The sequence below is a fragment of the Photorhabdus aballayi genome (assembly GCF_026153155.1).
GTDB classification, from domain to species: domain Bacteria; phylum Pseudomonadota; class Gammaproteobacteria; order Enterobacterales; family Enterobacteriaceae; genus Photorhabdus; species Photorhabdus luminescens.
Genome location: NZ_JAPFCD010000049.1, coordinates 25,642 through 36,786, shown reverse-complemented (window position 1 = coordinate 36,786; position 11,145 = coordinate 25,642). Strand labels below are relative to the sequence as shown.

Annotated in this window: 19 protein-coding genes and 1 pseudogene; 12 read left to right on the top strand and 8 right to left on the bottom strand. The window is 41.9% G+C overall.

The annotated features are described in order from the left end of the window. On the bottom strand, window positions 1-552 hold a 552-nt coding region (locus OO184_RS19400; RefSeq protein ID WP_265380594.1), incomplete at its 3' end, for an IS982 family transposase. Between the two features lie 259 nt (window positions 553-811). Between OO184_RS19400 and OO184_RS19395 the strand changes: the two genes are divergently transcribed. The 7 genes from OO184_RS19395 (at window position 812) to OO184_RS19370 (ending at window position 4,671) form a co-directional block, all read left to right on the top strand. Then, window positions 812-934: a hypothetical protein gene (locus OO184_RS19395; protein WP_265380593.1), complete on the top strand. Its 123-nt coding sequence runs from the start codon at window positions 812-814 to the stop codon at window positions 932-934. 455 nt (window positions 935-1,389) lie between these two features. Beyond that, complete coding sequence (locus OO184_RS19390; protein ID WP_265380592.1) at window positions 1,390-1,683, top strand: hypothetical protein; 294 nt, start codon at window positions 1,390-1,392, stop codon at window positions 1,681-1,683. A 75-nt stretch (window positions 1,684-1,758) separates the two neighbouring features. Continuing rightward, on the top strand, window positions 1,759-2,361 hold the full coding sequence (locus OO184_RS19385; RefSeq protein WP_265380591.1) for a hypothetical protein: 603 nt from the start codon (window positions 1,759-1,761) through the stop codon (window positions 2,359-2,361). A gap of 217 nt (window positions 2,362-2,578) precedes the next feature. Then, complete coding sequence (locus tag OO184_RS19380) at window positions 2,579-2,899, top strand: DEAD/DEAH box helicase (protein ID WP_265380590.1); 321 nt, start codon at window positions 2,579-2,581, stop codon at window positions 2,897-2,899. Window positions 2,900-3,022: 123 nt separating this feature from the next. Beyond that, window positions 3,023-3,331 (top strand): hypothetical protein, encoded by a 309-nt coding sequence (locus OO184_RS19375; protein ID WP_265380589.1) that lies wholly within the window; start codon window positions 3,023-3,025, stop codon window positions 3,329-3,331. A 113-nt stretch (window positions 3,332-3,444) separates the two neighbouring features. Beyond that, a complete protein-coding gene (locus OO184_RS25350; RefSeq protein ID WP_376712587.1) occupies window positions 3,445-3,543 on the top strand; it encodes a hypothetical protein in 99 nt (32 codons plus the stop codon). A 981-nt stretch (window positions 3,544-4,524) separates the two neighbouring features. Further along, entirely contained in the window at window positions 4,525-4,671 is a 147-nt protein-coding gene (locus tag OO184_RS19370; RefSeq protein ID WP_265380588.1) for a hypothetical protein, read from the top strand. Between the two features lie 454 nt (window positions 4,672-5,125). Here the strand turns inward: OO184_RS19370 and OO184_RS19365 are convergent, their stop codons facing one another. Continuing rightward, window positions 5,126-5,347 (bottom strand): hypothetical protein, encoded by a 222-nt coding sequence (locus OO184_RS19365; RefSeq protein ID WP_265380587.1) that lies wholly within the window; start codon window positions 5,345-5,347, stop codon window positions 5,126-5,128. 94 nt (window positions 5,348-5,441) lie between these two features. Here OO184_RS19365 and OO184_RS19360 point away from each other — a divergent pair, with 94 nt between their 5' ends. Next, on the top strand, window positions 5,442-5,894 hold the full coding sequence (locus tag OO184_RS19360; protein WP_265380586.1) for a hypothetical protein: 453 nt from the start codon (window positions 5,442-5,444) through the stop codon (window positions 5,892-5,894). A gap of 342 nt (window positions 5,895-6,236) precedes the next feature. Here the strand turns inward: OO184_RS19360 and OO184_RS25345 are convergent, their stop codons facing one another. The 3 genes from OO184_RS25345 to OO184_RS19350 form a co-directional block, all read right to left on the bottom strand. Further along, window positions 6,237-6,548, bottom strand: coding sequence for a helix-turn-helix domain-containing protein (locus OO184_RS25345; protein ID WP_376712586.1), 312 nt, complete (start codon window positions 6,546-6,548; stop codon window positions 6,237-6,239). Window positions 6,549-6,633: 85 nt separating this feature from the next. Next, window positions 6,634-7,140 carry a DUF1281 family ferredoxin-like fold protein gene (locus tag OO184_RS19355; protein WP_265380585.1) on the bottom strand — a complete coding sequence of 169 codons (507 nt, stop codon included), beginning with the start codon at window positions 7,138-7,140 and terminating at the stop codon, window positions 6,634-6,636. A gap of 7 nt (window positions 7,141-7,147) precedes the next feature. After that, complete coding sequence (locus tag OO184_RS19350) at window positions 7,148-7,342, bottom strand: hypothetical protein (protein WP_265380584.1); 195 nt, start codon at window positions 7,340-7,342, stop codon at window positions 7,148-7,150. Between the two features lie 209 nt (window positions 7,343-7,551). Between OO184_RS19350 and OO184_RS19345 the strand changes: the two genes are divergently transcribed. Then, window positions 7,552-8,049, top strand: a complete 498-nt coding sequence (locus tag OO184_RS19345) for a hypothetical protein (protein ID WP_265380583.1) — start codon at window positions 7,552-7,554, stop codon at window positions 8,047-8,049. Window positions 8,050-8,361: 312 nt separating this feature from the next. Here OO184_RS19345 and OO184_RS19340 read toward each other — a convergent pair whose 3' ends face one another. The 3 genes from OO184_RS19340 to OO184_RS19330 all read right to left on the bottom strand — a co-directional run bounded on the left by OO184_RS19340 (window position 8,362) and on the right by OO184_RS19330 (window position 9,291). Next, the gene (locus tag OO184_RS19340) at window positions 8,362-8,571 is read right to left on the bottom strand and encodes a hypothetical protein (protein ID WP_265380582.1); all 210 of its coding nucleotides are present in this window, start codon (window positions 8,569-8,571) and stop codon (window positions 8,362-8,364) included. A gap of 32 nt (window positions 8,572-8,603) precedes the next feature. Beyond that, a complete protein-coding gene (locus OO184_RS19335) occupies window positions 8,604-8,741 on the bottom strand; it encodes a hypothetical protein (protein ID WP_265380581.1) in 138 nt (45 codons plus the stop codon). 232 nt (window positions 8,742-8,973) lie between these two features. Continuing rightward, window positions 8,974-9,291: a hypothetical protein gene (locus OO184_RS19330; RefSeq protein ID WP_265380580.1), complete on the bottom strand. Its 318-nt coding sequence runs from the start codon at window positions 9,289-9,291 to the stop codon at window positions 8,974-8,976. A 612-nt stretch (window positions 9,292-9,903) separates the two neighbouring features. Between OO184_RS19330 and OO184_RS25340 the strand changes: the two genes are divergently transcribed. From OO184_RS25340 to OO184_RS19320, 3 genes and pseudogenes are all read left to right on the top strand, one after another. Next, complete coding sequence (locus tag OO184_RS25340; protein WP_376712585.1) at window positions 9,904-10,083, top strand: hypothetical protein; 180 nt, start codon at window positions 9,904-9,906, stop codon at window positions 10,081-10,083. Further along, a pseudogene (locus OO184_RS19325) lies at window positions 10,047-10,617 on the top strand (ParA family protein); the annotation flags it as partial. The gene OO184_RS25340 and the pseudogene OO184_RS19325, both read left to right, overlap by 37 nt. A 56-nt stretch (window positions 10,618-10,673) precedes the next feature. Beyond that, on the top strand, window positions 10,674-11,024 hold the full coding sequence (locus tag OO184_RS19320; protein WP_265380579.1) for a ParB family protein: 351 nt from the start codon (window positions 10,674-10,676) through the stop codon (window positions 11,022-11,024). The last annotated feature ends 121 nt before the right edge of the window (window positions 11,025-11,145 follow it).

Below are 11,145 nucleotides of genomic sequence, written 5' to 3'. Positions count from 1 at the left end.
TAATTCTTTTGTTAATTCGTGAACCGGTTCCCGATCATCCACATTACCCGCAGTCACTTTCAGTGCCAGAATTTCACCCAGGTGGTTAACAATCAAGTGTAACTTGAAGTCGTAAAACCCTCCCATCGAGGTTTTTCCTCGTTTTGCGCTCCCCTCAAAAACCTTATGACGGACAATGCGGATGTTATGACAAATGCGCAAACTTGTGGAATCAATAAAAGCAATGCCAGTCGGTTTCCCTTTTAATTGAGTCAGATAACTGCACAATGGTACCAAAACGGAAGGCGCGACACCAATAAAACAGGTATAGCTGAGCAAGGCGGGAAAATCATTGTGGTGATATTTCCAAAGATGCTCCAGATAAAAATGTTTAAAATCCCGGTAATGTGACAGATGAAAGAGGATCAGGATAGTCATGATTTCACTGGGATACATGCGACCTTGTCGGCGGCGTAGACGGTATCCGTTATCAAGACAAAACTGCGTCCACGGGGGGATGAAAGAACGGCAAAAATCGTCGACATCGCAGAAAATTTCCACTAACTTATCCATAGCCTGTTCCTCCCCGGAGCTGCTTTCGGCGTTCACCAAAACTTTGCTCCCGGAACAGGCTTCTTGTCAATTTCTTATCCAGAACTCAGGTTAACTATATTCATCCTAGCCAGTGTTCAGTATTGGAAAGATATGTTGATAAAAATAATGATTCTGGATATTAGGACAGCATTTATCACGACAATTTGCTACTTTTTTTCAGCATTGGAACAGCTCCAATAATAAAGCCTTTGCTCACATCTCATAACTTGAGATCCACATGAACACCAACATTGCAATGAACCAAAAATCATTTAACTCCAGCGTCCGTCTCACTACTGCTGCATTACTGTCGATGTTTGCCACAATTGGTGTGCTGGCTTTGTTATCAGCTATTCCTTAATTTTCACCTACCTAACGGTATGAGGTTCTATTTAATCAGTTTACGATTATGCCATTTGTATGAAAATACTGCTCTCAACAATTGGTGGAGATGCTGCTGAACGAGAAGCGATCTTCGCCCTGGCAAGAATTGTTGGAATGAAGGCATTCTCTCCATTATGAGCTGTGTGATGGGGCATTTTTTGGGTATCTGTAGACTTCAACCATATCATTCACAATAGAGACTGTGTTATCCGATTTCGGACAGCTTTGTTGTTTTTAAGACATAAAATCGTGGGAATTTCACCCTGAAATTTTTCTTATATATATAGTTAAATCAAAAGGTTATATATGAAATTCCTTGCGGTAAAATGTCATATATTCCCTTCGTCAACTGTGGAAGTCATGCTTAAATATGAGGTAAACAAAACGAACAAAAAAGGAGCTAGCATGAATAATATCAATGAAGTAGTTATCTTGGGTCTGGGTAGTGTAGCTGACTCCGCCTTTAACGACATTTTTGCTTATCTGAAGCCTGCCCGCCAGCTAGAAGGTAAACAGGTTCGCGTTCGTGAAGGCAACGGCGAAATCATCACCCTGACATTGCGCACCAACACACCTTCGTTTTACTTTGACTCGGAAGAATTGGCGGACTTTCATCGTGCTCCTCATCGTTCCAGTACATCCTACATTGTAGATCACGGTAGTTGCCTAACCCTCAATACCATTCCGTACAGTCAGTATGTTCCGATGAGTCGCGATATTGTCTGATGCCGTCATTTTGCCTGACTCTGTCGGATATCCTCCGCAGAGTTTCCTCTACTAAATAATAAATAAGGAAATGTGATGAATAACTTCTGTGTGAAAAACTGGACTCATAAACGAAACATGTGGTGGTTGAATAAACCTGGAGATATTGTGAAGGGAACATCATTCTTCGTAAATAACAACGAGCAGATACATGTGAACTGGCAATGTGCTGCCACATTGAAATGTAAAACCATCAGCATCACTACAGTTGTACACTACGAACTGATAGGCTTGATTCCTGCAAAACGGATTGCAGAACTTCCGACCGATGTGGGTACTCAGCTGATGAATACCATTAAACTGGTGGATACGTATTACGACACCTGCTTTAACAAAGTTGCTGATATAGAAAGTTTCAACTACTGCCATGATGATTACGCAGCAGGAGAATACTCAGGGGCACAACTGAAATGGAACGCAGAAAGTGTGCATAAAGCCTGCGAGATATTGGCAGTGAATCCTTTAATCAATTTTGTAGATCTGGAATGCGATATTAACTTTGAGAAAATTGACTTTTGCTACGACAGACCTTACCTACGGATTTTTCATTCCGAAGCTCATTCAGGATTCTTTGAAAAGCACACGAACGTGCGTTACGAGGCTAAGGTTACAAATCTGGTCTTACTGAGCGAAAAATAAAAGGCGAGGACGGGCCGGTACAAATTGGCCCGTTTTTTTGGGAATTTCAGGCTGAAATTTTTTCATGAAACCCAGAGCTGACAAGGGTTATCTGGTGATTTTTGTAGCGGGTAAATGTTGTTTATTCTCCCTGTTTTTTGCCCGGACAGTCTTTGTCATTTGTTAAGCTGAGTTATGATAGATAAAGATAAGAATTAAAAAATAACAGGGCAAATCCATGAGTACAAAGAACCCCAAACTTACCGCAGCAGAACAGGTCACTAAAGCCTACAGTACTTTTTTGGAATCGAAAGGTCTGACTACACGTGAAGGTCAGAAAGAAATGATGAATTTCTGTTTCTCTTTGATTAATGGTATACCGGATGAGGAGAACATCACACCGTATGTTGGCGTTGTTGAAGCCGGAACTGGAACAGGTAAAACGCTCGGTTATTGCCTACCCCTGATCCTACTTGCAAAAAAGAAAGGCAAGACTCTGATTCTCTCCACTGCTACCGTTGCACTGCAAGAGCAGATTATTAAGGGGAGCCAGATTTAGCGGTTGATCAGTCTTAATTTAATAAATCAGGTTTTATGGTTGACCAGGTGCACCGAGTGTCCCAATGTTAGTCACCAACCACCGATTTTGAATGTACATGATACTAGATGTATGGAGATAATTATGAGTGAAAATTCAATGCAAAGCTTTGTGACTGTCATGTTGGATGGTTGCCAACATGGAAGAGATTATAACTCTGACAGGCAAGAATTCTCTGAACCAGATAAAGGTCTGGATGCACTTGAGAAATATAAGGTGGTGACTTTTTCTGGATACGAGGGCGTTGTAACAGTATGGATTGATGATTCAAATATGTATCATGCTGAATTTACTCGTTATCAATGCGAGATATCCAGAATATCCAATGTGGACAAAACAGAGCTGGAAACGTGGCTTAAAAGATGGCTTCCAAAAATACACGAATTCAATTAACGATTTGTGAATGGGATTATCAACACTCGATGTGTAATTACCAACATCAAGTAACAGACCATCGTTGACATGCTGGACAAACCGAATGCTGATGCAGGCCCGTAGGACGTCTTATCCGTACTGAACAGGATACCGGCGCAGTGACGATTCTCGACACACGGATTAAATTCAAGAAATACGGGCAGGACATTCTCAATTTTTTCGTCGCGTGATCCGTTGACATTCAACCACCAGTACAGGAGGAAAATATCAATGTCAAAACGCGACAAAAAAACCATCTGGACAACATTAAATTCATTGATGACGGACGTATGTATATCCGGGTAAAAAAATCTAATATCCGCATCATAGAAACATACGATGTACGGTGGCAAGCTCAAGCAGGTGCGATCCTGTTCTATGCAAGCAATTTGTGGATGAAACATTCATTGCCGAAGGTACAAAAAGGTTAATTTCGAATTGCCTTTAGTAATACATTTATTCCAGCCAGCGCATTTTTTAATAACATCGCTGGTAGTGGCGATCTTACCAATTATTGTGGTACACGTGTTATCAATGTATGTGTTGGAAAAAGTGACCACCCTACGGGCAAGACCAGACTGAATCTACGTTATCTGCCAAACTTACAAATGTATGCGGCTCACATGTTCCCTAATCTGATACAGCTATCAGGTTAGAAACGGTAAAGTCTTTGTTCATTGCTGTCTTGCTATCGTCTATGAATTCCCTGTGCTAGAGTTTTTGACGCATGGTAAAATGCTCGCTACCCGGTTACAGAAATCAAAGTAACTGTTCAGAAAATTCAGGTAGATGATAATCAGCACTCAGCACAAAGTAAGACTCTATTACACTCTGAATAATGTTGATGCGAAGGATATTGCCCAAGAATGACTATGATGAGACGTTCTATTACGATCTTTATGGGACAAACTTCAACATGGAACTATGTTCATCAAAAGGGTGACACTCAAGCACTAGCCACAGTGAATATTTAAAATGATACCTTCAATGATAAAAATCGTGATACCTGCGTTTCTGGGGTTTGCTAGGCTGGCGGACGAAAAGGTGATTTACCTACGCAATCTCGAAAAAGCTTTTCTTTGCGCCAGGCATGAAGTCTCAGCGTTTCCTTTTAGCATTATTGAAGGACCGAATGACCGCAAATCGAACATTCACACTCACAGGGCTACGATATGAAAACCTTAATAGAACAACTGGCCGTGACAAACGCTACTTTTTATCTTTCTGGTAATCGCGTCATTGTTCACAGTGATCTAAAGGTCTGCGGCCGTCACTATGGTCTATTAGAAGATTATCTATCAGTTGTGATTTACCCGTAGAACTGACCGTTAAAGGCTCCCTGCACGTAGGTCCGGGGATCCGTGCCTTGCCAGCTGCGCTCGTAGTGGGTAAAGACCTGTATATCACATCGAGAAGCTGCCGGACAATCTCCGTGTCGAAAAGTGGCTGATTATTGGTAATACAGGGGTAACCACTATCCTAGTTTCCTTGTCCTGTGGTGAGATCTACACGTGAACAGCCCGCGAGAATTTGAAAACGTGGTGAGCGAAGTTTTCAGTAGACTACATGGATCATGTTTTTGCCCTGCGTACCGCTGACGGTATCCGTGTTTCTAACGGTGAATACTACGGAGACCCGGAAACCTCCGCGCTGATGATGATAGACAACTATAATGAATGCCGACGAAACCGAATACTACATTATTGCCAGCGCGAAAAAATGCACGACACAGCTGGAGTCCATGAATATCTGACACTACCGGGGCCCGGATTATCACCACCAGCGATGTTTACTTTCGTATGAAGACTGGGTGGGAATACCTCCCACTCGATGCGGAGTAGCATGCAAGCTTTTCCTGGCAGTTACAGGAAACGGAATTTCCAAGGATGCAGCCACCACCAAATCACGCCGGCCTGTACGTCGGATAAAACTAAGGTAGAAAACCGATGATCTCCCCTCGATACATTGAAAAGCCAGTGTATTGTTTTCATTCAAAGCACACCAAGTGAAGTAGACCCCATTTATTAGGCACTTCGTCACTTGAGAGGATAGGGTGATAATTATTGAGGAAAGAAAACAAGAGGCTCCAATGATCCAACAAAACCGCATTACTTTAAAAAACCTCAAAGTTGCATCCTTTGCCAGTCAAGAAACATGGTGCTTTGAAGCGTCGATTTACTTTGACGGTATCAGAGTAGCTGCGACCAGCAATGAAGGCCACGGTGGAAGTACCTTTATTTATGCGCAGCCCGATATGATAAACAAGTTAGCTAAGGCTAAAGCCTACGCTAAATCTCTTCCTCCGTATATCTGTGATTTCATCGACCCACAGACTAACAAGCCAGCTGTCATTGAAAAGGTGCTTTTTGTGAAAGATGGCAACCTGTACAATCTGCCAAAGACAAATCTGAACGCCATTCTTGATAAAGCCGAGCTCTTTTCTTCCCTACGCCAACGTGAGGGCAGTGATATTGTCATTATCAACGAATTACCGAAAGAAAAAGCCTTCGAGGTTTATTGTCAGCACGTCATTAAAAACTGATTTATCATTACCTATACCTATACCTGTGCCCGCAGCATGGCGGGCATTTCACCACCAGATACACATCACTAAAAATGACACTTCTACCACAATGATGAGGAAAAATATGACAATCATTATGCTATCACAAGAATACCATGTAGGAGGTTCTTTCGCTGTTCCTTCTCATTCAGGGGCGCGAAATGGATAAACCACCATTATTGATTTTATCGACGACGAAGGTATGGGGGCAGAGAGTGCGGATTTTCATCAGGGCTCATTGAAGCCGAATATATGCTTGCGACTACAATGTCAGAGAAATTCACTCACCTACTTGAATTAAGTCGGTGTCCATATATCGGGTTAGTTAGCAAAGATATTTCTGACTGTATCCTCTGTTATGTCCATGCCCGTTGCAACATGCGTAAAAGGTACTTTTCCGCACATTCGCATCACGTAGTCCTCAGCTCGTTTCGTCATGAGAAAGTTACTTGAAAGCCAATCTAGTTGCTCAAAGGAAGTCTTGTTACAGTATTTACAGCGAAGTCTCTTTCTATCGAACTTGATCTTGACGGTTTTACCGAACATTGGCGTATCACTATATGGCTGACTTACTTTGCCAAAGATTACCGTGTTGGAAGATCCGCACTCGGAACAATTACGGTTTGGAAATATGGATTGAGCGTGAAAAACACAACTTTCTTCATGTTCCTCACGCTCAATTACTTAAGGTTATTGATGTTTAGCACTTAATTACTCCTTACTCGTCTTCTAGGTTTTCATCGTATACCCAGTTTTCATTGTACCCATATTCACGAGGGTTAGTTTCTGAATGGTAAAACCTGAAAGCAAATTCAGTCCATTTTTTTTTCTTTTCATCGTCAGTCTGATCACTCCAAGAATGTGCAATGCTCTCAACTAAGAGTTCACCATTTTGCATGGTGTAGTAACCGCAGTTACTACCTGTTGCTTCGTCAGCAAATTTTACCGTTATTTGTTCATTAGGGAACTTCTTAGATAACGCCTGAATAACGGAAAAAGGATGTGACCACGCAGTTTCAAAAGTCACTTTAGTCTGGGTGTTTGCTTCTGGGTTTTGTCCGTATGCATTCCATTTAGTACCCCAAGAATTTAGCGCATAATCAATGCAGTGATAAAAGCCGTGATTACGCCTATTGCGCATCATTTGAACGAATTGCTCAAACTCTTTATCAGACATCTCTAGCGCGCTTACTCTAAGACGGTTAACCATATCAAGGCGTGTCATCAGTTCGTTATCTGAAACCTTTTCTTTGCACATTAATTTGTGCTGCACTCTCAATGTCCATACAAATTCCGAACGATTCACCCATGTTGAGATCTCCGTGTTTTGGAAAAATTTTGCAAAAATCAACAGAGCCTTCTTTATTCAACATGGACTGAATTACTTCTGAGTTGGCTTCAATAACATTTGTCACATTGTTTGGCATTTTTAATTCCCTTATACACACTAATTTACGAATATCCGTCAGATGTAAGGTATCTGCAAAAAGAAACTAGCTGTCACGTGCATAAATAAAATAGAAAAATAAAAAAGAGAGTGACCATAGATTTTATGCCTGTGTGTTCGTCACCGGTACAACATATGCTTTACTAAGTTCAGTAAACGAATCAAAATAAACACACGCAGGGTTATACCATGTCCTCAATCGCAACATACGTTCTTCTGTCTGATGGCCGCGAGATTGCCTACGTCAATGATAAAGCTTTCTTGGTATCTATTAACAATAATGAAGATGCAAACAAACCTTATCTACCAGTTACAGAAATAACCATGTTCTCCCCTTACGAATTCGTGAATGAAATGTCAAATATCCTAGGAAGTGAACCAGTTTTTCATTTTGATGTAGAGCCGCTTAGCTTAGAAAAATCGAACTATAGTGATTTATTTGCTACCCTGCCGAAGAAACCGGTAAATAAGTATTCGCTCTTACAACTGAAAAAGTTGTGGAAGAGACTGGGAGCTATTCCTGTTGATGAAATTACACAGGATGATGAAACGTTTATTGATTACATTGCCATTTCTGAGCCTTTTTTACATTTTCCGATCGGTACCGGCACTCACGAAATCTGGCAGTGGTTTGAGTCTCAAAATGTTGGTTTTTCAGTTGCTGAGATGCTCTACGAGCATTCGTAAAATTCAGCGGAGTTGGAAAATATAGTAGCCGGAATACGGTGTATATCGAGATAAAAATCGCGGCCATAGGCTGTATGCCGACAGACAGCTTGAGTGTGATGCTCCTGACTGTAATCTTGCTGATCACGTACTCCTGAACCTGTCAAACGACTGCATTCGCCTGAACGATATGGTGAATGCTGCTCGTTAGATAGGCAACCGCCTGATCAAGAAGGAGCAGGCACGCCGGATAAACCCGACCTGTCGGGACAGTGATGGTTTGTTTTACTGTAACTACACTGAAAATACCCGATCTCCGGGTCTACGTCATGGTTATCTCGCACCACCAGCGCGAACACTACTGGGTTTGCAAAATATTTCACCGTCTGGCATGAAAATACTATCCGCAGTATGCAGGTCAAAGACGTGGTCCATGTGCCGGTCAGAGGAAACGACACTCTGCACGTTCCCAAACTCACTGAAAATCTTCCCATAGAAGATAGGCGCCAAAATTTCCTTCACCTGTGCATTACCAATCATCATCTTATTTCCCTATACAAAGACTTTCAAACAGCTTAATAAGAGGAGGGGGCCACGTTTAGTACACCAGACAAGAGTAAGCCATCCGGCAAAGTTTCAACGCTGGAGTAGCTGATAAACAGATATTCACTGATCACCAGCGAAGAGGGGAGGGGGGTGATACCCGTACTCATACGCAGGGAGCCTTTAACAGGCAGTTTGTCAACATTCAGCTGGCCAAACTATAGCGGCAGATAATAAGATTGCTATGTACTATAGCGCGTTGGTCGGTCACAGTGAAATCGGCTTTGGTGTTGATAATTTGTTGAATCAACGAGTTCATATAAATACTTGTGAGTTAATTGTTCGTATTGTCTAGTGAGTATCAGTTATACCTATCAAGCGACGATACTGGTGACGTTTGCCTTACAATTGACTGACGTATTTATGTTCTGAAAAGAGAAAATGATCGCCTTCAGGGGAAAACAGGCAGAGATTTTCCATTATAAGAAGTTCTACATAGTTAGTTGGTGCTGTTTCCATTTTTCGGCCGAGCTCAATACTGTTCAACAAACGGCGGTTGCGGTAGCGATCATTGATTGCCACGTGAATGTTACGTTTGGATTCTGCTTTCTGTATTCGTATAGCTTTACGGGCCAGATATTTCTGTCCAGCTGTGGCTGACTGGAGTGCGGCTTCCCGCGCATGCGGGCTTAAATCATCATATTTCACAAGATTCAACATCGGGTATCTCATTAGTCTTTCAGTAAAAGACCGATTATCAGTCCGGTTGGTCTGGTAACAAAGGGGCTATGGAAAAGATTTTCACGAGTTGGATAGGTCAGAATGAAAGGGTTATCCTCTGAACGCCGATAGATTTGGTCTGATAATTTTTTTTCACCACGACACCCTTTCAAGCACTCTTTTGAAGCTCTTTAATCTCAGATACTGGCTCTTGTGATAGTCAGCCATTTGCTTAAACTCCTCATCAATAAACTCATCCGGTAATCCATAATCATTTCTGTGACTAGATAGATTGACTTCCAGTTTAACTTATTTAGGGTATGAAAAATACCGTGTTGTAAACAATTTTATCTCGCGAACAGATTCATCTTACGTCATCATCCCAGCCAAGTCTGACTAAAATCGTCCAACGTAAACGAAAGCTTCCTGTTTGATAACTTCGTTAAGTATTTCGAATTCACACTTGGCTATAAAAAGGCGAGAAATTCGGAATTTGCTGTCTGCCAGAGCCGGGTTACCAAACTCATGCAGTCCCTTTAAGGCACCGTGGTAGTTCATCCATCCAAATATCAAAGCTATGGTTGAATTTTAGAAACCGCGAAGCGAGCGGAGATGATGCTGTATGATCTTAGCAAGCAAATCGAGCAACAGCGAATAGAGTTTAATCAAGCAGGGTATCATCAAACATTCACGAAAAGTATGTCTATGCTGAATCGTCGTTCCGTGGATCAGGCTATTGCTGAAATGGAAGCCGTGAACAGTTGTTTGAACATTTTGTTCGCCCAACCGTGATGCCTAGAGTAAATGTCATACCGGCATCTATTGATGATGTATTCGTCGCGAGTGAATGGAATCAACTGGTTAAACAATATCTGCCTGGCATGGCTCCGTCAGAAGTGTTACGCAAAACTAATATTGATCGCCTGTCTAAAGGCTACGATTTTATTCTCATTGATATAGGACCATATCTTGATGCGTTTATGCTCAACGCTATTGCGGCCGGTGACATTTTATTGACTCCGGCACAGGTAGACTTCCACTCTACAATGAAATATCTGACCTTTCTGCCGGAAATAGTAGAGCGTATTGAGAATGAAGGGATTGAATTACACTTACGTGGCAACATCAGCTTTATGTCGAAAATGGGTACCAAATACGATCACCAGACGTTGCAGAACTACGCTCGTGAGGGCTTCAATGCTTGATGTATCACTTCCCCGGCAGGATGGATCTGAGCGCTGTGGTGAATCATTTGATACAGAGATCAGTGCTAACCCTGCGTCGTATCCGGGAAGCGCGGACGCACTAAGAAATGCTAAAAATTAAGCTGATATATTTGTTCGAGCCGTATTTGACAGAATTGAGTACATAAGGAGTCAACCGTGAGTAAATCTATTCAGCACCTAGGTTGCACAATGGGGAATTCTCCACTGAGTAGCATGCTGAATGCCCAAGAAGAAGCTCCGAATGCTGTAAAAAATGCGATCATGAATTACTTCCGCGATGTGAAGCTGACCCGCAGAGCTCCACGCCCTGTAAGTCCCGAAGTGGTTACCTTTCTGAGTGAGTTTGAAGGCAAACTCATTTATGCACGACGCAAAGAAAACCCGAAAAACAGAACTCTTGTTTATGAGTTTTCTCGTCTTGATAAAGACCTTAAATCTCGTATAGACAAAGCGGTACGGGAAATCTTTGAGTCTTACAACGAAGAAAAGTCACATTCCTCCGAATAGAACTGATCCCGCCATTATCATATACAGGCGGTCATAACTGGCCTGTATTTTTTCGAATCTTCCTCATATTCCCGTTTTTTTAAGTCACGTAATTCTCATCCATGCTATTGCCATTATTAAT

Coding starts and splice junctions, on each gene's coding strand:
- OO184_RS19330 (WP_265380580.1), bottom strand. CDS start 9,291: ATGTTGAATCTTGTGAAATATGATGATTTAAGCCCGCATGCGCGGGAA.
- OO184_RS19380 (WP_265380590.1), top strand. CDS start 2,579: ATGAGTACAAAGAACCCCAAACTTACCGCAGCAGAACAGGTCACTAAA.
- OO184_RS19350 (WP_265380584.1), bottom strand. CDS start 7,342: ATGCCAAACAATGTGACAAATGTTATTGAAGCCAACTCAGAAGTAATT.
- OO184_RS25340 (WP_376712585.1), top strand. CDS start 9,904: ATGATGCTGTATGATCTTAGCAAGCAAATCGAGCAACAGCGAATAGAG.
- OO184_RS19395 (WP_265380593.1), top strand. CDS start 812: ATGAACACCAACATTGCAATGAACCAAAAATCATTTAACTCCAGCGTC.
- OO184_RS19360 (WP_265380586.1), top strand. CDS start 5,442: ATGATCCAACAAAACCGCATTACTTTAAAAAACCTCAAAGTTGCATCC.
- OO184_RS19355 (WP_265380585.1), bottom strand. CDS start 7,140: ATGACACGCCTTGATATGGTTAACCGTCTTAGAGTAAGCGCGCTAGAG.
- OO184_RS19345 (WP_265380583.1), top strand. CDS start 7,552: ATGTCCTCAATCGCAACATACGTTCTTCTGTCTGATGGCCGCGAGATT.
- OO184_RS19375 (WP_265380589.1), top strand. CDS start 3,023: ATGAGTGAAAATTCAATGCAAAGCTTTGTGACTGTCATGTTGGATGGT.
- OO184_RS19335 (WP_265380581.1), bottom strand. CDS start 8,741: ATGAGTACGGGTATCACCCCCCTCCCCTCTTCGCTGGTGATCAGTGAA.
- OO184_RS19385 (WP_265380591.1), top strand. CDS start 1,759: ATGAATAACTTCTGTGTGAAAAACTGGACTCATAAACGAAACATGTGG.
- OO184_RS19340 (WP_265380582.1), bottom strand. CDS start 8,571: ATGATGATTGGTAATGCACAGGTGAAGGAAATTTTGGCGCCTATCTTC.
- OO184_RS19370 (WP_265380588.1), top strand. CDS start 4,525: ATGAAAACCTTAATAGAACAACTGGCCGTGACAAACGCTACTTTTTAT.